A 22,742-nucleotide genomic window follows, 5' to 3' on the forward strand; every position below is an offset into this window, starting at 1 on the left:
AAACTAAACAATGAATATAAAAAAGGTCAATTTTATTAGGACAATGATTGCGTTCGGTCTGCTATGGACATTGGGATGCAACGATGATTTTTTGGAGAAAGAACCCATAGGACAACTATCCACTGCTTTTACGTCTACAGATGACGCGATTTTGGCATTGAATGCTGCATATAGCTCCCTTACTGCTATTGAGACTTGGAACGCGTACGATCCAATTTCTGAAATGTGGAGTGGCGATACTAGGGCGAATCCTGATTTGGTGGTGCTTAATCAAATCCGAGATTATACGTTGCAACCTGATAACTCCGTGGTTCAATTGGCTTGGAACAATACTTATGAAGCTGTATATAGGGCGAACATCGTAATCAACTCATTGCCTGATGTTGAAGGAGATGAAGCGCTCAAGGCACGTTTAATTGGAGAAGCACAGTTTATAAGGGGTGCTATGATGATGCGATTGGTAAATTTTTGGGGTACTGCTCCCCTGATAACGGAATTGTTGTCACCCGATGAATTGAACGTAAGCAATAGTACCCCAGAAGCACTATGGCAACAGGTCATTGATGATTTCACGGCGGCGAGTGCGGTATTGCCCAATTCTTACGAAGGATCGGACGTAGGTCGTGCCACAAGAGGAGCTGCCCTTGGGTTTTTAGGCAAAGCCCACTTGTTTAATGGTCAGTGGCAGAGCGCGGCCGATCAATTTGCCCTAGTGGAAGGTTTGAGCTATTCCCTTTTGGATAACTTTGCTGATGTATTTTTAATTGACAATAGTCAGGAATCTGTTTTTGAGATACAGTTTGCGGCAGGATTGGATCCAAGTTTGGGAAGTCATCAAAATACCATTTTGCCGCCGAATGGCTCTGGCTTCGGAGCCGGTGGGGGTTGGGGTTTTCTACAGCCTTTTCAAGAATCGGTTGACGCATATGAAGATGGGGATATTAGAGAAGGTGCCACCTTCTTTGTGGATGGGGATAGTTTTGAGGATGTGGAATTCCCTGAAAACTCTCAAGCAATATGGCCCATAGGCTTGGCCAAATACACCAGGGGAACAAACATAGCTGAAGATGGTGATTTATTGGATGGTCCCCATAACTGGATTTGGATGCGCTACGCAGACGTCTTATTGATGCATGCCGAAGCATTGATAGAACTTAATCGGGTCGGAGAAGCATTAGATCGCATAAACCAAGTAAGACAAAGGGCTGGATTGCCTAATCTTACAGGCTTGTCACAAGATGAGGCACGGGATGCGGTACGTCTTGAACGAAGACTTGAACTGTATTTTGAGGGTGCCCGTGGCCTGGATATTAGAAGGTGGGGCATTGTTGGCGATGTCGCTTCGGAAACCAACTTTACCCCTGGGACACACGAAGTATTACCTATTCCCCAAGTGGAACTTGATGTAAACCCGGAATTGAATCAAAATGTAGGATATTAAGATTTATCCTCATGGATTTTTGAAGAAAAGTTTTTTTTACATTCATTTGATTGACTATTATTGATTTTAGCGATAGTTATAAAACGGATTTTGGACGGCAATAGACCGTCCAAAATTCGTTTTTAATACTACTTGAATTCATTACAATTTTTGGTCGATTTGCCGTATGGCTTTGATAGAATTATTTTCTTTCTGGATTTTCTATAAAACAAATGCTTTAATCTTAAGCGTGGACTTAAAATCAATTGTTATGAGGGTGGAAAAATGTCTTGGCTCAATTGTACAGGGTCTTTTTCTTGTAATACTGTTCCTAAGTTGTAACCCTGAGGAAAATAGAGGCGAAACTACTCCGATTACCGACAAGATAAAACTTTTTGAACTCCTTTCCACAGATGAAACGGGAATACGTTTTAAAAATGTAATTAGGGAAAGTGGGAAAATGAATGGTCTGTTGTTCGAATATTTCTATAATGGGGGAGGCGTGGCTATTGGTGACCTCAACAATGATGGTCTTTCCGATATCTATTTCACTGCGAATATGTCTCCCAACAAACTTTACATAAATCAGGGAGATTTGAAATTTCAAGATGTCACAATTCCTGCTGGTCTTAAAGACAGCCCAAGTTGGTCTACCGGAGTCACTATGGCCGATGTTAATGGTGACGGTTTTCTGGATATCTATGTCTGCCGATCTGGACAATTGAGCAAAGAACAAAGGGCAAACCAACTGTTTATCAGCCAAGGAGCTGATGACAAGGGCATTCCCCATTTTAGGGAAATGGCCAAACAATACGGTCTGGACAATGATGGATATTCCACACAGGCACTCTTTTTTGATTTTGACAGGGATAACGATTTAGATATGTTCCTAATCAATTACAATGTGGATACCCGGTTGGTTTATGAATTTGATCGGAGTGTGCGCTCAGATCTCGTGAGCGACCGATTGTACAGGAACGATGACGGCATTTTTACAGATATCAGTGAGGAAGCGGGTATCTATGGCCATGAAATTGGTTTTGGACTGGGGGTCGCTGCTGGGGATCTCAATAATGATGGTTGGCCCGATCTTTATATTTCCAATGATTACAATGAATATGATTACATATATATCAATCAAAAAGACGGGACCTTTAAAGAAAGCAGTAAAGATATGCTTAATCACATGTCCTATTTTTCCATGGGATTGGATATTGCCGATGTCAATAACGATGGTTACAATGATATTTTTTCGCTTGATATGTCGGGTGAAAGCAATTACAGTTCAAAAGCAAGCATGTCCGGTATGAACCCCGAAAGGTTTTGGAGTGCTGTAGCACATGGTTTTCAACATCAATACATGTACAATGCCCTACAACTGAACAACGGAAAAGGGAATTTTAGTGATATTGCAAATATGGCAGGTGTTTCTTCAACGGATTGGAGTTGGTCCGTTTTATTGGAAGATTTTGATAATGATGGGTGGAAGGATGCTTATATCAGTAATGGTCTAAAACGGGATTTTAGAAACAATGATTTTGTTAGATATAAGAAGAAAGTGATGGATGGTTCGCATGGGCAAAAAAGTGTAAATAGGGATTCCCTTTTCTTGTCCTTATTGCAAAAAATGCCAGAGCGCCCGGCTGTTGACCATATATATCGTAACAATGGAGACTTGACCTTTACCAAGGAAAATAGCTCTTGGGGAATTACAATACCAACTTTTACCAATGGCATATCTGTTGCCGATTTGGATAATGATGGGGATTTGGATATTGTAACCAATAATATTGATCAAAATGCTTTTGTTTATAAAAACAATGCCTCCTTCATAAAAAAGAACAATTACTTGGGTATAAAACTAATAGGCCCTGAGGGCAATAATAATGGTGTTGGCGCAAAAGTCACGGTCATATTGGGCAATGGGCTTAAACAAACAAAAGAAAACTTCCTTTCAAGGGGTTATCAGTCCTCGGTAGGACCTATCATCCAATTTGGTCTGGGTCGACGAGAAAATGTGGACACCCTTGTCGTCCAATGGCCAGACGGCAAGATACAGAGCCTCCAAAGGGTAAAAGTAAATCGATTGCTCAAAGTGGACTATAAAGATGCCATTACAAAAACTTCCAACCATAGTGATAGGAATCTTGAACCACCTATTATAGATATTGAAAATGAGACCGTGAATCTTAACTACACCCACACAGAAAATGATTTTAATGATTTTGACCGAGAAGTATTGCTGCCACATCGGATGTCTCGTTTTGGACCGGCCCTGTCTATTTCAGATGTGAATGGTGATGGATATGATGATGTATTCATAGGGGGAGCTTTGGGTTTCTCGGGGAATTTATATGTTCAAGATTCCCTCAGCCGTTTCCATAGGTCAATGGAAAACCTATGGCATTTGGACAAAAATTTTGAAGATGTATCCTCGACATTTTTTGATGCCGATGGTGATGGCGATGATGATTTATATGTTGTTAGTGGAGGCAATGAACATATGAAAGGGTCGGAATATTATAGGGACCGGCTTTACATTAATGACGGAAGTGGACAGTTCAGTTTGAATATGAGTGCGTTACCCGATATTAGAATCAGTGGCTCACGGGTCCGTACCGCTGATTTTGATAACGATGGGGATTTGGATGTTTTTGTAGGTGGAAGACAGATTCCGGGACTTTATCCAAATGCAGCTACCAGTGTACTACTCCGAAATGATGGGGATGGTTCAACCCTTTCTTTTACGGATATTACAAATGAAATGCTTCCTGAATTAGTTGATATTGGTATGGTGACGGATGGGGTATGGACTGATATAAACGGAGATAAAAAACTTGATTTGGTCGTAGTAGGTGAATGGATGTCAATCAGAGTCTTTATAAATAGGGGTGCTACCTTTGAAGAACAGTCGGAAGAATGGGGTACGCTTGCGAATCGAGGCTGGTGGAATACGATAGTTTCTGAGGATTTTGACAACGATGGGGATATGGATTTGATTGCGGGAAATCTCGGATTGAACTATAAATACAAGGCCTCTCAAGAAGAACCTTTTGAACTCTATGCAGGCGATTTTGATAAAAATGGCACCCAAGACATTGCTTTGGGATACTATCAAGGAGGAGTTCTGTATCCATTAAGGGGTAGGGAATGTTCTTCACAACAGATACCTTCAATAAAAGAACGTTTTCCTACCTATGATATGTTCGCTAGAGCAAGTTTTGAAGAGGTATATGGAAAAGGGAGTAGTGAAGGGGCCAAACATTTTGTTGCCTCAACATTTGCAACAACCTATTTTGAAAATACGAAAAATGGTTTTATACCCCATATATTGAACAATATGGCACAAATGTCATCCACCAATGTTATTTTGATAGAAGATTATAACAATGATGGGAAGAAAGATTTGTTGTTGGCCGGTAACCTGTTCTCTTCCGAAGTGGAGACCCCTAGAAACGATGCCAGTTATGGACTTGTCTTAACGGGAGATGGAAAAGGCAACTTTAAGCCAATTACCGTTGAAGAAAGTGGTCTGTTTGTTAGGGGAGAAATTAGGGAAGCATCGTTTTTAACGCTGGCCAATAGTACGAAGGCCCTACTTTTTGCCCGAAATAGTGACATGGTAAGAATTGTGGCAATAAACAAAAAGCCCTCGAATTAACTGTTTTAAAATGGGTGGGAAATTTGATATTAGGATTATTGGTGCCCTTATTTTAATACTTATGGCTACTTCCTGCGGTCAGGATAAGGATTTGGACAAGAGGAAAAATAAATTAATTGCCAATAACCATGTTTCTTTTTCCAAGGTGGATCCCAAACTTTCAAATATTGGATTTGCAAACCGCATCAGGGAAACACGTAGGTTGAATTACTTTACGTTTCCTTATATGTATGCAGGTGCAGGGGTTTCCGTAGGGGACCTTGACAATGATGGGCTTCCTGATATTTACTTTACCGGGAATATGGTAAAAAATGAACTGTACCGGAATAATGGAAATCTTCAGTTTACTAATATTACGGATGATGCAAAAGTAGGTGCGATGGACATGAACAGATGGGTCACTGGCACCACTATGGCTGATGTCAACAATGATGGCTGGTTGGACATTTACGTCTGCGTTTCCGGGCCTTATGAAAATCGAAAAAATCTACTCTTTATCAATAAGGGGGATATGACCTTTGATGAAAAAGCAGCGGAATATGGATTGGCGGATAATGGATTTTCTGTACAAAGCAGTTTTTTTGATTATGACCTTGATGGGGATTTAGATATGTACCTTGCTACATACCCACCATTCAATTTTCAAAGCCCCAACCAATTCTTTGTGGAAAAGAATGGGAATCCTAGGGAATCTGAAACGGATAGATTGTATAGGAATGAAGGTAATGGAAAATATGTAGATGTAACGGATGAAGCCGGTGTTATCAATTATGGACTTACATTAAGTGCTTCGGTGGCCGATTTCAACAATGATGATTGGCCTGATATATATGTTTCCAATGATTTTAATTCTCCTGATTTCCTGTACATTAACAACGGGGACGGCACATTTACGGATAAACTATCGCAATATATGAATCACACATCCAATTTTGGGATGGGTGCCGATGTCGGTGATATCAATAATGATGGGAATTTGGATTTATTGCAGTTGGATATGATGGGCGACACCAATAAGGACCGAAAGACAAATATGTCGGCCATGGCACCGGAAATATTCTATGAAGCGGTGGATTTTGGACTGCATCATCAATATATGAAAAACAGCATGCAACTGAACAATGGTGATGGCACTTTTAGTGATATCGCGGAATTATCGGGAATCGCAAAAACCAGCTGGAGTTGGGGTCCACTTATCGCAGATCTTAATAACGATGGTTTTAAGGATGTTTATATTACAAATGGTATTCGAAGAAATGTGAATGATAATGATTTCCTCTTGTTCAACCAAAAGTTACAGGCTTTGGGACAAATCAATAGCACCAATCAGCACAGGTTGTTGCGCCGAATGCCAGTAAGTCCCGTGGACAACTATGTATTCGTGAACAATGGTGATCTAACGTTTAAAAAGGCACTGGAAAGCTCAGGGCTATCATATAAAGGGTTTTCTCACGGAGCGGCCTATGCTGATTTTGACAATGATGGGGATTTGGACATTGCCATAAATAATATGGACGATAATGCATTGATTTTTGAAAACCTATTGAACGATAGTGTTCCAAATGCGTACATAAAAGTAAAATTGAATGGAGTGACTGACAATCGGTTTGGTATAGGCGCAAAAGTGAAAATTGTAACCAATGGAGTCGAACAGACGCAACAGTTAAGTTTGTCCAGGGGGTATCAATCCTCTGTCCCACCTATTTTACATTTTGGTGTTGGAAACTTCAAAAAAATTGATGCCATTGAGGTCAAATGGCCCAACGGCTGTGCTGATGTTTATTCCAATATCACTATAAACAAGCTCGTTACATTTACGCAAAAACAGAATTGTTCCAGGCAATTGTCCCCCGAAAAAAAAGAGCCATTGTTCAAAAGCATTAAAGTAGAAAATCCCAGGGGTTTGGACTATGTCCACAAAGAAAATGATTTTGATGATTTTAAAAGGGAAGTATTATTGCCGCATCGAATGTCCAGACATGGTCCGGCACTTGCGGTATCCGATGTCAATGGGGATGGTTTGGATGATATATTTGTAGGAGGCGCCAAGGGACAATCTGGAATACTATACCTACAAGATGAAGAAGCATTTTTTCATCCAATGGAAAATGAATCATGGCCAAATGACCGGTTGCATGAAGATGTTTTTGCATTGCTGTTTGATGCCGATGGAGATACTGATAAGGATTTGTATGTGGTCAGTGGGGGCAATGAAGAAAAGAAGGATTTGGAGTATTACCAAGATCGTTTATATATAAATGATGGGAAAGGCAATTTTAAAAAAGCACCACAAGCCCTTCCCAGAGTTACTTCCAGTGGTTCATGCGTTAGAGAATGCGATTTTGATGGCGATGGGGACTTGGATCTGTTTGTTGGAGGTCGACAAATACCAGGAGGATATCCTATGCCGGCAAGTAGTCAACTGTTGCGTAATGATAGTCAAGGGGGAAAGATAGTTTTTACCGATGTCACCGCTAAGCTTGCACCACAGCTTAATGAATTAGGGATGGTAACCGATGCCGTTTGGTCAGACATGAACTCAGACAAAAAGCCAGATTTAGTGATTGTCGGGGAATGGATGCCAATCACCGTATTTTTGAATCAGAAAACCTTTAAAAATGTTACGGAAGAAAAAGGGCTTCTTAAACAAACGGGGTGGTGGAACAGTATTGCTTCTGAAGATTTTGACGGTGATGGGGATACGGATTTGATAGCAGGTAATTTAGGATTGAATTATAAATTTAAGGCGTCGGAAACCGAGCCATTTGAAATTTATGCAAGCGATTTTGACGACAACGGAACGCTGGACTTGGCATTGGGCTATTATGAAAACAATTTGCTTTATCCGGTTCGGGGCAGACAATGTTCTTCCCAGCAGGTTCCTGATATCAAGAAAAAATTTCCAACGTATAAGGCATTTGCCAATGCGACCTTTGATGAAATTTATGATGTTTCTGATTTGAATGATACCTATCATTATCAAGCGCATCGTTTTGCAACAACCTATTTTGAAAATCAGGGTAACGGTTTTGTTCCACATAATTTGGGGAATGAGGCCCAAATCTCTTCCGTCAATGTTATTGTTCCAGGGGATTATAATGGCGACGGTCATACGGACTTGATTTTGGCGGGCAATCTATACGGGTCTGAAGTGGAAACACCCAGGAATGATGCCAGTTATGGATTATTGGTCACTGGCGACGGAAAAGGTAACTTTGATCCTAAAAAAGCTTCTGAAACCGGTCTGTCCATCCGGGGCGAGGTTAGGGCTGCAGCTGTGATACATTTGGCAAACGGTGATGAAGGAATCATTTTTGCCAGAAACAATGATAGACTGAAGCTTGTTGTCACAAAATGGATGGATAATGATTGATTTACTCTTTAGCACGCTTTTCCCTCTTAGTAGGTCATTATTTTTCGAATACTAAAAGGAATAATATCCTGATTGAAAAAAATGTCTCCTTACTTCTCCCCTTTGCTTTTCCGTTAATGTAAAATACGCCAGTTTCAATACTTGATTCTTGGAATCGAAGCTGCTTATCGTAAAGCTTTCCGAGTTGGGATTCGCTGATTGAAATGTTGAAATTTTTGGGGGATTTTAATTTTCCTTGATCTTAGTGAAGGCTTCCCTGTTTTTCAGACAGTATAAAAATCAACTATTTTTATCTCATGAAGAAGAGCAGGTTCACGGAAACACAGATCGTTGCGATGCTGCAACAGTATGAATCGGGAATGAAGGTCACCGACATCTGTCGGGACAAGGGTATTACAACTGCCACTTTTTACAGTTGGAAGCGCAAATATGGGGGTATGGACGCCCAACAGCTCAAGGAACTCAAATCATTGCAGGAAGAAAACCGCAGGCTGAAGCAGATGTATGCCGACCTTGGTCTTGACCACCGTATTTTAAAGGATATCATTGAAAAAAAGCTCTAAGGCCCTGTGAGCGGAGGGAACTGGCCGAGGGGATAATCAAGGAGTCCGGGCTCGGCATCACGCGGGCCTGTCCGACAGCCTGGTAACGGGCCGTAGCTTCAGGGTGTTCAACCTAATGGACGATTTCAACCGTGAGGCACTCTGTATGAGGGGCAGCTTCTCCATGCCAGGTGTGCGAATCGTGGAGTACTTGAGGGAGGCCATCGAGGTCCATGGAAAGCCATTGGCCATCAGGGTGGACAACGGGCCAGAGTTCCCCTCAAGGGTATTTGTGAACTATTGTGAGGTAGAGGAGGACATCGAGATAAAGTACATCCAACCCGGCAGACCCAGCCAGAACGGATACATAGAACGCTTCAACCGAACTTACAGGGAGGACGTGCTCGATGCGCACCTGTTCAGGGACATCGAAGAGGTCAACCTTGAGACAGAGAGGTTCAGGGAAGAATACAACTGTTTCCATCCCCATAAGTCATTGGGAAGGAGCAGCCCAAAGGAATATTTAGAGGAATTTTCAAAGGGGCAGGCCCCTTTGAAACATCAATTTGTTTAATTTAACCGCTGTACGAAAAGGGGTAAGTCTTCACCCTCTCTTGTGGTCTCGGAGAGTTCCCGGATTTCTTGCAGAGAAATAAGTTTGCCATGGTGCTTGGCAACGATTCGCAGACAAGTCGGCCCGCAATCCTTAGAATCAGGTTGTTTATAGAAAGGAAAAGTTTTCAAAAAGAATTGGAAATGTTATGATTAAAAACTGCTTCGTTTTTTATTAACGTAATGCCCATATTCCTTTTCAGACATTGTTTGTCTTCCTACCGGCTTCTCTATATGCACATCTTCTAAAGGTTCAAAATTGATTTGAGTAGCTGAATATTTCAATTCCCCATATTCATATTCTATGATTAGTTCCAACATTAAGCCAGGTAACCCGTCAAAGCCGGCTATTCCGAATGGCACTGAAATCTCGGATGCATACCAGGCGATAAATGGTTTTAATATTTTAAAACCAAATCGTTCCGAGCTGAAACTTCCTTGTGCCTTATAGCAAACAAAGTCTCCAATTTCTTTTTTTTCATTGGTCAATTCCCAATCGATTTCGGACAAGTTAACAAGTATGTTAGAGGTTCTCTGATACTGAAATATTCTCTCTTTTGTTTTCAAGTTTGCATAAAACAAAGAGTGTTCTCCAGCGAGAACCCCTGTCACGTTCATGCCACTATTCGTGCTTATCATATTTTCGTGGCTTACGACTGGTCTAAATAATGCTTCGTTGCCCTTTATGTACAAATGAAAATTTACTGGTTTTCCGGAAGAAAATAGCTTTATAAGGTCTTTTCTGATTTTCTCTGTTTTTGTAGAATCGTTACTTAGATTCAAAATATAATTGTCACTATTGGATATCGCTTTATAAGTTATTATACCTTGATAGTTCTGTGAATGAGAATAAAAAAATGTAGTTGTCAAAAAAAATAGACTAAAAATTGTTTTCATTTTTACTTTAATTAAAAGGAGTAAGGAATAAGGAATAAGGATTTGCGAACAATTAGGAATATAATTCTAGCTGTCAATTATAATTAAAAACCACACATTCTTGAAGTCTTCAAGTACAATTCGAGAGTTATCATCATTACTCTGGATTATAGCACTACTAAACAAAAAATGGAATAAAAACTTATTCAAATCGCTTACATTTCATGCCATTATTAGATGGCATGAAATGTAAGCTTTAGCATCACTACGAAATACAGAAGATCATAAATTTAGCAACCATAATGTGCCATGCATTGATCAAATAACCAGTAATCAGACGGAAATTTTCCATCGCAATAATGAAAGGCATAAGCACAATAAAAGCCATCATACCCACCTGTTACAGATTTCAACTGCTCCCTTTGGAGCAGGTCATTGGCATTCAAATCCAACTTTTTTAAACTCAATTTTTTCATAAGAATAAATTTTAAGATTTACCTTTGCCCTGGATGGTTAAGATCACCCAAGGTTTGTGACCACATTCCGCGAAAATGTATCATCTTTGGCCCAAGGTAATCTGGACATTTTTGTTTTTCCTTCAAGTTTCTTCTATAACCCTTTTACACTTAATCCGAGCTTTTTTGATAAATATTAAGCATTTCTTTTCTTACCTTATCAATATCAAATTTATTGTCATTTGAACTTCTTCCTATAATTATTCCATTTTTGTCAATAAGAACATATTCAGGTAATTCATTAATATTATATTTTGTACGTATTGTTTTGTCATTTACTCCGATAAAAATGTGATTCCAAGCTCCTGTTCCATCCTCATAAATCGCCTTTTTCCAATCTTCAGTATTTTTATCCATCGAAACACCAATAATCTTGAAACCTTCTTTTTTAAATTTATCAATTCTTCACTGTCTTCTCTACAAGGTTTGCACCAGGAAGCCCAAAAATCAAGTAATACATATGAATCCTTGAATTCATGAAGATTAATTTCATTTCCGTTTATATCTTTCTTGGAAAAATTTGGTGCTGAATCTCCAATTTTTGAAGGTTTACTTTGTTTAATTGAATTTGATATCTTTTTGCCATAAACACCTCTCTTAACCCCTAAGGTGAAGTTTCCATAATATTCCATTGCAGAGTCTATTGAAATATTATGAAAGTACCTATTGACCAGAAATGCACTCAAATGAGAATTTGGATTGTTTATTGCATAGTCGAGATATACTTTTTTTAGTTTTTTTTCTTGAAGATTCTTCAAATATTCAAGCCTTTTTTCTGACCTACTATCCAATTTGTTTTGCTTCTTTAACAAGAAAAGCCTATTTCTCTCAGGTAGAAAAGAATAAATTTCTTGCTTAAATGTATCTACTTTTCTTTCTAAATCCTCATACTCTTTTTGGGTTCTAGAACCATGAATTATTGCATTTTTAAACTGATTCTCAGTAATGGAAACTTCCATTTCACATGGTTCAATAAAAAAATCCATGTAATTTGAATCTTCTACATCCCAAGCTTCGATGTTCCCTATTAAACTGGCTTTTGTGGGACCACCAACATATCCCTTGGCAAAAAAGGCTCCATCATTTAATATCAAAGTGTCCAATACCTCAGTCCCGCTTGTATCACTATATCTAAGTACTATATGTTTAGTGCTAGAACTGTTTTTTAACTCGCCGTTTAATAAAAACATATGCTTTTCTTTATTGGAGCAGCTCGTTATGGTCAAAAACAAAAAGAATGACAATATTGATGGGTTGAACTTCATAAACCTAATTTAATGATTTAGCCCAGGCAGTATCATGAGCTGTTATTAAAGACTGCCTGGGCATTAATAACTGATTAATAAAAATTTAGTCGGCTGTACAATGGCCTGGGGCATTCGGTACTACAATCAAGTCCCGAGCTACAGGATATTTCGCATGCTCCTCCTCCGTACCCTCCGAAAACGGTTTTCAACTGCTCCCTTTGGAGCAGGTCATTGGCATTCAAATCCAACCTTTTTAAACTCAATTTCTTCATTAAGAATAAATTTTAAGATTTACATTTGCCCTGGACGGTTTAGGTCATCCAAGGTTTGTGACCACATTTCGCGAAAATGTATCGTCTAGGCCCAAAACTTTGTTTTGGGCCTTTTTGTTCTGTATTATCCCAGAACTTCCCCTAAGTCTTCAATACTGTATTCTTTGGGCAATTCGTGCCCGTTGATGAAGATGGTTGGGGTATAGGTTATTTTTTCAGTATCGCACCATTGTTTCATGGCCCTTATTTTTTCATGTTGTTCTCTCAGTTCCCCGTTCATGGGGTATTTTTGGGCAAATGCATCATAATCCTTAATATCGGTCAAATACCAATCGCCCAATGCTTTTTGGATCTTTTCCTTGTCTCCTTGACCATCAATGGCCAAAAAGTGCCCCACTGGTTTTGCCTTTATATCGTCTTTGTTCGTTGACACCGCAAAAATCACTTGAAGGTCAATTTTTTCTCTTTCGACAAGCCCATCCAGCACTGGGTGGGCTTTGGCGCAGGGCCCGCAATAGGGGTTACATACTTTAATGACATTGTACTTTGCATTTTTGTTGACGAACGAAATCCCCAAACCTTTGGTACTGGTTGTTATTTTCCTGTTTTTCGAAAGTAAACCATGTAGCACATCAAGGTTGTTCTTTATTTTTTTGAGCCCCCTTTTATGAATATTCATTTCTTTTTGCTGTTCCAATACAGGTTTGAGGGATTTCCATGTAAAATGGGCAATAACAACATCGCAAACAAAAAGAGTACATCAGGAAATTCGACAACCCCTTTGTAAAAACCGCCTATCAGTACAGTAAGCACTTCCATTACCAATACCGCTTGTATCACGATACAAAACTTGCACCATTGTTTAATGACCACAGCCTGATAATATATGGAAACAAATATGACCGGAATTGCTGCTAAACTAAGATAAGATGAAAGGGCCAGTGATGGGATGGAAGCTTTGGCAATGACCAACAGTGAAAAGCTCCCAAAGAAATAGGCAAAGCCCAACAACCCCAAGCTCAGTTGTCCGTCAAACAACTTGGCATATTTGGATTCTAGAACGGCATTACAGTTTATCTTATTGCCCCCGGATCCTGAACAAAAGCTCTGCAGAGTGGGATTGTATTTGTCCACCTCATACCACAAGAGCATTGTTCCCGTTGTCAACCCGATGAGTTTTAACACCATGTATATAATCCCCAGAAAATATGGTAAGCTGTCTAAAATAGCTGATTGTGACATTTCCAGCAGTATCCAACCTGAAAATAAGATTGCTGAAGCCCATTTTAGAAAGTTCATTCCTCTATATTCCATCAACTTCTTTTGTATCCCAGGTTCGGCAGAGGTCTCCGTTGCCTCGGCCAACAGACAAACACCTGTCCATTTTTTTAAGAAGTCTTCCTTGGATATGGCAATGGTATTTTCTTTATCATCAAGATACTTTACACCTTTATCCGAAAGTTCCGTTAGTACGTGGAACATGCCTCCATGATCGGAGAACTGTACGATACAGGGTAGAGGAAGTTCCTTTAACTTTTGTTCATCCACTTTTAGCGCCAAACTTTCCATAGAGTATTTTCCCAAGGTATCCGAAATGCAGAGAAGGCTGGGATGTTCAGGGTGTGATAGGATATTGTTTTCTATATATTTTTTGGTCTATCTTACTTTGAGCTTGGCCAATAGCGACCTAATCGTAGCGATGCAATTGTCCATGAGTGATGGTTTTGTTTCTAGCAAAAAATATACTGTAGTTTTTCTTACATATAATGTAATCCAAATATATATTCATTGCTACTATTTAAGTAATACTTATTGCACACAAATACGTACTTATTTTGCCTTAAAAAATATCCTAGTGTACCTCACTATGAATTAAGATTTAAAAAAAAGGGGTGTTCTTTTTAATTCTTAAATGGGCTAGCCCTTCTAAACCTAGAATAATAGAGACTAGTAAATTGTAAACTACACTTGTTGGTTGGTTGTTATCTGGCATGTAGACTCCGTGGTGAGTGTTCCATTTGTTAAATTTAGATTGAAGTATATGTGTTCAGATTCCATAACAATATCAAGAGATGATATAAAAAGCTTAGGTTCAATAAATTTCTTCGGTGTTATTTTAATTGTTTTTAAATGAATGATTACATCTTCAGGGTTAGTTGAAGACAAGAAACCATCACTTAACTCTAAAGAACCCAAAGTCCACTTTTAGCTGAAGATTTACAATCGGTAAGTTCTCCATACTTATCTAGTCAAATAGACATTCAAGTTAGTTTTTACAAATGGTGCCTTAAGAAATAAATCTGGAGTCAGTTTGCTTTTTGTTTTTTGATTCCATTACATCCATCAAATTCTGCATATCCCGCCCGACTTTCCTTTCCAATACCTTTGCGTATAATTAAGTGGTAGATAATTTGGTATGACCCAAAAGTATCGAAACGGTTTCGATTGTAACACTATTGGAAAGTGTTACAGAAGTGGCAAAAGCGTGCCTTGCAGTATGAAAAGTAATACTTTTGTTTTTCCAACTTTCAACTACATTTAAGTTTCTATTCGAGGTTACGTTTTTTTAGCAAATCCGTTGTATCTGAGTACTTTTTTAATCTCCTGACCTATTCGTATCAATTGATTTCGGAGATTATCAAAAGTGTAAAGTTTTAAGTATCCAAATTTTCTACTAAGCTTTCTCATACCGTACTGGTCAACAGTGAAATCAGTGTAAGGTTCCAAAAGTAAAATCAACATTTTTTTAGCCTCTTGGCCCATAAATTGATTTTCATGTAACTCAAATTTGAAGAGGTAAACCTTATAAAACATTTGGGTGAACAAAAACAGTGTATTATATGGAGAAAAAAAGAAAAATAATTTCATTAAAATCACCGGCAATGAAATAACTGTAGGGAAATCAACTTATTTATTTTCCAATTCAAAAAATCAAATATTTTTTATTGAATATTATGGCTTAAGTAAGTAATTGGGAAAGTCCTCAATGCGTTCACAACATACTTGTTCCATGACTTGTTGTAATTGCCGTTTTAGAATGGAGATGGTGTGATCTCCTCCTTTTTTACCCAAAGCAGCAACCCCGTACATAAAGGAGCGTCCCATAAAGGTAAATTTTGCGCCACTGGCCAAACATCTTGCAATATCGGGGCCGGATCGCATACCGCTATCGACCATCACTGTAATCTGGTCGCTGTATTTTTGAGCAATTCGGGTCATGGGTTTTATGGAAGATTCCCCGGCATCCAATTGGCGACCACCGTGGTTGGAGACAATAATACCGTCCAATCCGAGTTTAATGGCCATTTCAGTATCAGCTTCACTTGCAACGCCTTTCAAAACCAATTTTCCTTTCCACATGTCGCGAATGGGTTTAATTTTTTCTTCGAAAAGCCGCCCTGAAAAGGTGTCGTCCATAAACTTGCCCAGTTGTTTTAAGTCTAGGTTTTTGGGCATATAAGGCTTTAGTGTCTCAAAATTGGGCTGGCCATGTAACAAGGTTTTTATGGCCCAATTGGGCTTGCCCAAAATTTGTAGGATGTTGGCCAAGGTCATTTTTGGTGGCATAGCCAGGCCATTGCGAATATCCCTAGGGCGATAGCCAAAGGTGGGCACGTCACAAAGGATGACCAAAACGGGATATTCCGCAGCTGCTGCCCTCTTGATGATATCGTTACGTATTTCATCCTTGGCAGGATGGTAGAGCTGAAACCAGGCCTTACCTTCAGTGAGCTCTCCAATACGCTCTATGGGGCTAGTGGTTACCGTACTCAAGATAAAGGGGATATTGTGTGCAAATGCGGCCTTTGCCAAGATCTCAGGAGCATTGGGCCACATCAACCCTTGCAGTCCCACCGGGGCAATCCCAAAAGGCGCGTCGTATTCATGTCCAAACAGGGTTGTTTTTTGACTGCTGTAAGTATGGTGTTTCAAGTACTGGGGTACCAACTCCACATTACGGATCTCAGCAGTGTTCTTATGCAAGTTTACATCTTCATTACAGCCTCCGTCCAAATATTCAAAGGCAAATTTCGGAATCCTTTTTTTTGCTTTTTCCCTTAGATCATCAACTGAGGGATAGCGGGAATCAATAAACAGTGGAGCTGACATTTTATTTTTTAGAGTTGAAATATTACAGTTCGAAAATTTTATCCATTAACAACCATTTTTCACCTGGATTTGATTTTGGTATAGCCTGTTGGTAGTTCCACATTAATTTTTCCCATTCTTGTACTTTTGGATTTTTGACATCCATTTCGTGCTTTTTTTTGAAGGAGAAGGAAGCATCGGCCTCCATAATCATGAAAAGTCTATTATATACGCGATAGATTTGCATGGTTTGTATACCACTATTCCTTATACTGTCCAAGATTTCAGGCCAAACCTCTTGGTGGTAAGCCTCATACTCTTGAATCAGTTTTTCATCGTCCTTCAAATCCAATGCTAAGCAATGCCGTTTTTTCATTTGGCTATTTCTTTAAAGTTGAATGAACTGATTGTTATGGTTTTATGCCCATAAGTGGATATCACCAAAAAGTATACTAAGAACGAAAAGAATCTAAAGTTTGAGTCTCTTCTTCCAAGCTCTTCAGATGTTTTTTATCTATTATCAAATATTTTCTTGTCATTAGTTGAGTGATCGGTCTAAATGAGTGTAACCGCCATCAACGAAAATATGTTGGCCTGTTGTATGTCCCGAACGTTCCGAAAGTAGAAATGCTACCATACTGGCTATTTCCTCTCCTGCGGTCATCCTTTTTCCAAATGGGATGTTATTCACTATGGACTGCAATTTTTCCTCAGGGTTTGGGAAAGTGTTTATCCACTTTTCGTAGAGTGGAGTAAAACATTCGGCAACTATAAGGGTATTGACCCTAATTTCGTACTTTAATAATTCTACTGCCCACTCCCGGGTAAGTGAGTTTCGACCACCATTTGCAGCTGCGTAACCAGAAGTTCCACCTTGCCCTGTGAAAGAAGTTTTGGAGCCAATATTGACTATAGCACCTTTACTCAGTTTTAGGTGGGGAAGGGAATAATGAGCCATCATATAGTAATGGACGACATTTCTTCTAAGGGATAACATGAAGTCTTCATAATTTCCGTCTTCCAAACCTACTGAATCATTGATTCCGGCATTGTTTACCAATCCATCAATTCTACCGTACATAGCCATCGTCTTTTGAACCGCGGCCTTACATTGCTCGGGATCTGTAAGCTCAGCGAATGCATAAAAAGCTTTGTGTCCCGCCTCTTCAATTTTTTTGACAGCATTCAAAACATTATCCCGGTTTCTTCCAATAATCACGGGAATTGCGGATTCATGGGCCAAAACGTTTGCAATGGCGTTTCCTATTCCTTTTGATCCTCCTGTTATAAGGACTACTTTATCCCTTAATCGCAAATCCATCAATATATCACTACAAATTGTAAATTTCTATAGCATTTTCACCCATCACCTTTTTCTTTTCATTTTTGGAAAATAATTGCAAGTAATATTCCACTAGGGAAAGCACTTCTTCATAAGATCCTGACAACAGACATACGGGCCAATCAGAACCGAACATAATTCGGTCTGTTCCAAAAACATTCAAAACAGTCTCAATATAAGGTTTAAAATCATAAACGGACCAATGGTTCCAATTTGCTTCCGTAACCATGCCGGAAAGCTTGCAGTATGCGTTAGGAAGGCTAGCCATTTCAGTAATGTTTTTATTCCATGTATCATACCAATGCCCTTCTTTGATATTGGGTTTTGCCAAATGATTTATAACGAAAGATTGATCTGGGTTCGATTTAACCAATTCAAATGCCTCACGCAATTGGTTCGGATAAATTAAAATATCATAGGTGAGGCCAAAATTTTTTAATTGTGAAATTCCTCTTTTAAAATCCTCCCTCAACATAAATCCCTTTGGTTCTGCCTGTACAACATGGCGAATACCTTTTAGAAGGGGGTTATTTACAAAATGACTGAGTTTGTTCATTAGGTTGTTTGCTGTGAGATCCACCCACCCGACAATTCCCTTGATAAAATCATTTTCTTTTGCCATGTCTAAAAGAAATCGGGTTTCTTCCTCTGATTGGTCAGCTTGTACGGCGATACAGCCGCTAATCTTGTTTTTTTCAAGGATAGGTTCCAAGTCTTTTGGTAGAAAATCCCTTTGTAGTACACCCATGGTTCCATCGATCCATGTATCACGCACAGGATCGTATTTCCAGAAATGTTGATGGGTATCTATAATTTTCATTTCGAAAAGGCCACTACATTTTGCTTGGACACCCCTAATTTGTCGATTCCCAATTCCATAACATCGCCCACCCTTAAATATTTAGGCGGGGTTAGGCCCAGGCCTACTCCAAATGGGGTTCCGGTTGAAATAACATCTCCAGGTAACATGGTCATAAACTCACTGATATAACTGACCAATTGGGGGATGTTGAACACCAAATCTGAAGTATTGCTGCTTTGCATGGTCTCCCCATTCAATTTCAGCCATAAATCAAGATTGTGGGGGTTTGGAACCTCCTCCCTAGGGACAAGATAGGGACCCAGAGGGGCAAAGGTATCACAGCTCTTTCCCTTGACCCATTGTCCTTGTCGCTCTAGTTGGTATTCCCGTTCGCTGATGTCGTTGTGCAAAACATAACCAGCTACATGATCCATGGCCTCATTTTTAGCTACATACGACGCTTTTTTACCAATGACAACGGCTAGTTCCACTTCCCAGTCGCTTTTTTTACTATTCTTGGGCAGCATTACATTATCGAACGGCCCTGTGATGGCCGTAGTCGCTTTAAAGAACAAAACAGGCTCTTCGGGAACGGGCATTCCGCTCTCTTCGGCATGTTTGGCATAGTTTAGACCTACGCATACTATCTTGGAAGGTTTGTCCACGGGACATCCGAGGCGCTCCAAATCATTTATAATTGGGGTTTCGGCATCACCTGTTGCAAGCCATTCTTTGAGTTTTTCTATCCCATTATCAGCAAAAAAGTCTTCATTGAAATCTGTCACATAGCTTGATACATCAAGTCGTTGGCCACTTTCCAACTCAACACCGGGTTTTTCTTGGCCCGGCTTTCCAAATCGTATTAATTTCATTTTGTTCCTATCCGTTTAATTTTATAAATCCACCGTCGATGGGGAAATCGGTTCCCGTAATAAAGGAAGCTTCATCCGAACATAGATAGAGAGCCAAATTGGCAACCTCTTCTGGTTTGCCCATACGGCCAATGGGTTGTGTTTTTGACAACTTCTTAAACATTTCCTCCTCTTCGCCCGGATAGTTCTTTTTGATAAATCCATCAACAAATGGGGTATGGATCCTGGCAGGCGAAATACTGTTGCAACGAATGTTGTATCCCAAATAATCCTTGGCCACGGAATAGGTCATAGTCAATACGGCACCTTTGGACATTGAATAGGCAAAACGGTCTGAAATGCCCACAGTTGAGGCAATGGATGCCATATTCAAAATGACCCCGCCTTTTTCTTTCATATAGGGAATTGCGGCCTTCATACAATTATATACCCCTTTGACATTGACGTTATAAATACGATTCATGTCTTCTTCCGTGGTCCCCTCGATATTGCCCACATGGGCAATACCCGCATTGTTAATAAGAACGTCAATGGTACCCTTGGTGGCTATAACATCAATAACCTCTTTAACCTCAGCTTGTTTTGATACATCACAAGGATAACAGCTGGCTTTTCCCGAGGCGGCCTCTATCATGGTCACCGTCTCGTTACCACTTTCGGTATTGTTTTCAAGAATATGGACATGTGCCCCATTTTCGGACATTTTTTCCGAAATGGCTTTACCAATACCACTGGCTCCCCCAGTGATTACAATATTTTTCCCTTCTAGACTGAACATAAATTTTTTGTTTACTTCACCTAACTGGGTTCCTGTGAAAAGACTTGCCATACTTCCCCACCGGGATAGCTGTGCTTCTCCAGTGACCCACTTTTCATGGTAATGCTATACCCTGGCAATTTTGGCGGTACGTAGCATCCATTTTTTATAATTACGGGATCATGGAAATGCTCATGGAGATGGTCCACATATTCAATGACCCTATTTTCCAAAGAGCCGCTAATGGCAATGTAATCGATCATGGATAGGTGCTGTACATATTCGCAAAGGCCAACACCACCTGCATGTGGGCACACTGGCACACCAAATTTTGCAGCCATTAACAAAATGGCCAAAATCTCATTGACACCACCGACCCTACAACTATCTATCTGGCAAATACCTATGGCATTGGCCTGTAACAATTGTTTGAAGATGACCCTGTTTTGGCAATGTTCTCCCGTAGCCACCAGTATGGGTGATACCGCTTTGGCAATTGCAGCGTGCCCCAAAATGTCATCAGGACTGGTGGGCTCTTCAATAAACCATGGTTTGAATTGGGCAAGGGCTTTCATATTTTCAATGGCCTCGTCCACATCCCATTTTTGATTGGCATCCACCATTAATTTTAAATCATAACCGATTTCCTCACGAATGATTCCCGCCCTTCTTACATCGTCTTCCAAATCAGATCCCACCTTTATTTTCATGTGTTTAAAACCTTCTTCCTTTGCTTCCCTACATAACCTCCGCATTTTTTCGTCGGAATAGCCCAACCAGCCTGCTGAAGTAGTGTAGGCAGGATATCCTTTTTCAAGCAGGTGTTCCACACGTTCTTGTTTGGTGGCTTCTTTCTCTTTTAACAATGCCAAGGCCTCTTCGGGTGTTATCGCATCGGTGATATAGGTAAAATCGACACAAGAAACCAATTCTTCTGGGGTCATATCGGCCAGCAATTTCCAAAGTGGTTTGCCCTCAACTTTGGCGTACAAATCCCAAACGGCATTGACAATAGCACCTGTGGCAAGATGTATGACTCCCTTTTCGGGCCCTAGCCAACGTAATTGACTATCGCCAGTGATCATTTGCCAGAAAGCAGCCATGTTTTCCGTAAAGGATTCTAAGGTTTTTCCAATAACCAGATGTGAGAGTGATTTTATGGCCGCAACACAAAGTTCGTTTCCACGACCAATGGTAAAGGTAAGTCCATGGCCTTCCAGATCATTGGAATGGTCTGTCTTTAATATGACATAAGCTGCCGAATAATCAGGATCGGGATTCATGGCATCGGAGCCATCCAAAGAGTTGCTAGTAGGAAAACGAATGTCTTTAACACTGATGTCGGTTATTTTGGTTAGTTTCATTAAATGGCGAATATTAGCTAACAAAAATATGGGGAAAGACGGTTCTCACTTCCCAAAATATTACCAGTCCTAGTACTTTTTTTGCTTATGGGGCATTAAAAATTTCACGACCTTTTATGGTGTTGAAGATATTGTGAAGGGGACTTTCCAGTTATTTTTTTAAACTGTCGATTAAAATTGGAAATATTGTTATAACCTGACTCGTAACAGATTCTGGTGATATTGTACTGATGCTCTGATAACAGTTTGCAGGCATAGCCAATTCTAATTTCGTTGACATATTCCTTGAATGTCTTTCTATTGATCCGCTTAAAAAAACGACTGAAGGCTGAAGGATTCATATTGGCAATTTCAGCAACTTCGCTCAGAACAATTTGTTTGTCAAAATTGTTGAAGATGTATTCATAAATCTTATCCAGATTTTTATTGTTTGTTTTTTTAAAGGTATTGAGGTAACCTTCGCTACTTAAGACCGTTTTGTGTTTATGATCTGCTAGGTGCTTTAGGATATGGATAAATCGCATCAGCTTCTCGAATTGTGTTCCTTTATCCAACACCTGTATGCTATTCTTGATTTTTGGATTGAGATTTTCAAACTTCAGCCCATATCTTGATTTTTCAATGAGTTCCCTAATGTTCTTTAACTCGGGAGCTTCAAAAAAGTCGTTTCCCAAAAAATCCTGTCGGAAATGAATGGCAGTTGCCTCTGCAATTAGAGAACCCGATTCCGCAAAATATTCTTCATCATTTAGCCACATATGTGGTAGGTTCTTCCCAATTAAAATGACTTCTCCATCTCTAAACCGTTCAATGCTATCCCCTATAAATCGAGTACCCGTACTTTTGGTCACATAAACCAATTCAAGTTCCTCATGGTAATGCCAAATCCTTAAAAAATAGGGATAACTATTTTTCTTAACGGTAAATGAAGTATCACGATGACTACTTCTATCTAAAAAATGAAGCTTCACTTTTAGGGGAATAAAATTAATTAGCAA

Annotated in this window: 18 protein-coding genes and 3 pseudogenes; 4 read left to right on the forward strand and 17 right to left on the reverse strand. The window is 39.7% G+C overall.

Features of this window, described 5'->3' with window-relative positions:
* Window positions 1–10 precede the first annotated feature (10 nt).
* From L0P88_RS13140 to L0P88_RS13155, 4 genes and pseudogenes are all read left to right on the forward strand, one after another.
* The gene (locus L0P88_RS13140) at window positions 11–1,441 is read left to right on the forward strand and encodes a RagB/SusD family nutrient uptake outer membrane protein (RefSeq protein WP_247130378.1); all 1,431 of its coding nucleotides are present in this window, start codon (window positions 11–13) and stop codon (window positions 1,439–1,441) included.
* 250 nt (window positions 1,442–1,691) lie between these two features.
* Window positions 1,692–5,081 (forward strand): FG-GAP-like repeat-containing protein, encoded by a 3,390-nt coding sequence (locus L0P88_RS13145; protein ID WP_247130379.1) that lies wholly within the window; start codon window positions 1,692–1,694, stop codon window positions 5,079–5,081.
* A gap of 10 nt (window positions 5,082–5,091) precedes the next feature.
* Window positions 5,092–8,454, forward strand: a complete 3,363-nt coding sequence (locus L0P88_RS13150) for a VCBS repeat-containing protein (RefSeq protein ID WP_247130380.1) — start codon at window positions 5,092–5,094, stop codon at window positions 8,452–8,454.
* Window positions 8,455–8,750: 296 nt separating this feature from the next.
* Window positions 8,751–9,570, forward strand: a pseudogene (locus tag L0P88_RS13155) (integrase core domain-containing protein).
* Between the two features lie 23 nt (window positions 9,571–9,593).
* Here the strand turns inward: L0P88_RS13155 and L0P88_RS13160 are convergent.
* The 17 genes and pseudogenes from L0P88_RS13160 to L0P88_RS13235 all read right to left on the reverse strand — a co-directional run.
* Window positions 9,594–9,740: pseudogene (locus L0P88_RS13160) on the reverse strand (cysteine peptidase family C39 domain-containing protein); the annotation flags it as partial.
* A 21-nt stretch (window positions 9,741–9,761) separates the two neighbouring features.
* Complete coding sequence (locus L0P88_RS13165; RefSeq protein WP_247130382.1) at window positions 9,762–10,505, reverse strand: GLPGLI family protein; 744 nt, start codon at window positions 10,503–10,505, stop codon at window positions 9,762–9,764.
* A gap of 269 nt (window positions 10,506–10,774) precedes the next feature.
* Complete coding sequence (locus L0P88_RS13170) at window positions 10,775–10,960, reverse strand: hypothetical protein (RefSeq protein WP_247130383.1); 186 nt, start codon at window positions 10,958–10,960, stop codon at window positions 10,775–10,777.
* 150 nt (window positions 10,961–11,110) lie between these two features.
* Window positions 11,111–11,356: a TlpA family protein disulfide reductase gene (locus L0P88_RS24140; RefSeq protein WP_409557683.1), complete on the reverse strand. Its 246-nt coding sequence runs from the start codon at window positions 11,354–11,356 to the stop codon at window positions 11,111–11,113.
* The gene (locus tag L0P88_RS13175; protein WP_247130384.1) at window positions 11,275–12,264 is read right to left on the reverse strand and encodes a TlpA disulfide reductase family protein; all 990 of its coding nucleotides are present in this window, start codon (window positions 12,262–12,264) and stop codon (window positions 11,275–11,277) included. The genes L0P88_RS24140 and L0P88_RS13175 overlap by 82 nt, the downstream gene beginning before the upstream one ends.
* Before the next feature lie 74 nt (window positions 12,265–12,338).
* The gene (locus L0P88_RS13180; protein WP_247130385.1) at window positions 12,339–12,518 is read right to left on the reverse strand and encodes a hypothetical protein; all 180 of its coding nucleotides are present in this window, start codon (window positions 12,516–12,518) and stop codon (window positions 12,339–12,341) included.
* Window positions 12,519–12,642: 124 nt separating this feature from the next.
* Window positions 12,643–13,197 (reverse strand): DsbA family protein, encoded by a 555-nt coding sequence (locus tag L0P88_RS13185; RefSeq protein WP_247130386.1) that lies wholly within the window; start codon window positions 13,195–13,197, stop codon window positions 12,643–12,645.
* Window positions 13,194–14,162 carry a vitamin K epoxide reductase family protein gene (locus L0P88_RS13190; RefSeq protein WP_313791604.1) on the reverse strand — a complete coding sequence of 323 codons (969 nt, stop codon included), beginning with the start codon at window positions 14,160–14,162 and terminating at the stop codon, window positions 13,194–13,196. Before L0P88_RS13190 ends, L0P88_RS13185 begins: the two co-directional genes overlap by 4 nt.
* Before the next feature lie 643 nt (window positions 14,163–14,805).
* A pseudogene (locus L0P88_RS13195) lies at window positions 14,806–15,033 on the reverse strand (tyrosine-type recombinase/integrase); the annotation flags it as partial.
* 437 nt (window positions 15,034–15,470) lie between these two features.
* On the reverse strand, window positions 15,471–16,628 hold the full coding sequence (locus tag L0P88_RS13200; RefSeq protein ID WP_247130388.1) for an alpha-hydroxy acid oxidase: 1,158 nt from the start codon (window positions 16,626–16,628) through the stop codon (window positions 15,471–15,473).
* A gap of 22 nt (window positions 16,629–16,650) precedes the next feature.
* Entirely contained in the window at window positions 16,651–16,983 is a 333-nt protein-coding gene (locus L0P88_RS13205; RefSeq protein WP_247130389.1) for an L-rhamnose mutarotase, read from the reverse strand.
* 162 nt (window positions 16,984–17,145) lie between these two features.
* Window positions 17,146–17,928: an SDR family oxidoreductase gene (locus L0P88_RS13210; RefSeq protein ID WP_247130390.1), complete on the reverse strand. Its 783-nt coding sequence runs from the start codon at window positions 17,926–17,928 to the stop codon at window positions 17,146–17,148.
* A 10-nt stretch (window positions 17,929–17,938) separates the two neighbouring features.
* A complete protein-coding gene (locus L0P88_RS13215) occupies window positions 17,939–18,769 on the reverse strand; it encodes an amidohydrolase family protein (protein WP_247130391.1) in 831 nt (276 codons plus the stop codon).
* Window positions 18,766–19,623: a fumarylacetoacetate hydrolase family protein gene (locus tag L0P88_RS13220; RefSeq protein WP_247130392.1), complete on the reverse strand. Its 858-nt coding sequence runs from the start codon at window positions 19,621–19,623 to the stop codon at window positions 18,766–18,768. The genes L0P88_RS13215 and L0P88_RS13220 overlap by 4 nt, the downstream gene beginning before the upstream one ends.
* Before the next feature lie 7 nt (window positions 19,624–19,630).
* On the reverse strand, window positions 19,631–20,401 hold the full coding sequence (locus L0P88_RS13225) for an SDR family NAD(P)-dependent oxidoreductase (RefSeq protein ID WP_247130393.1): 771 nt from the start codon (window positions 20,399–20,401) through the stop codon (window positions 19,631–19,633).
* Between the two features lie 20 nt (window positions 20,402–20,421).
* Window positions 20,422–21,744, reverse strand: coding sequence for an L-fuconate dehydratase (locus L0P88_RS13230; RefSeq protein ID WP_247130394.1), 1,323 nt, complete (start codon window positions 21,742–21,744; stop codon window positions 20,422–20,424).
* A gap of 104 nt (window positions 21,745–21,848) precedes the next feature.
* Window positions 21,849–22,715: an AraC family transcriptional regulator gene (locus L0P88_RS13235; protein ID WP_247130395.1), complete on the reverse strand. Its 867-nt coding sequence runs from the start codon at window positions 22,713–22,715 to the stop codon at window positions 21,849–21,851.
* Window positions 22,716–22,742: the final 27 nt, after the last annotated feature.

The organism is Muricauda sp. SCSIO 64092, assembly GCF_023016285.1.
Lineage (GTDB): Bacteria > Bacteroidota > Bacteroidia > Flavobacteriales > Flavobacteriaceae > Croceivirga.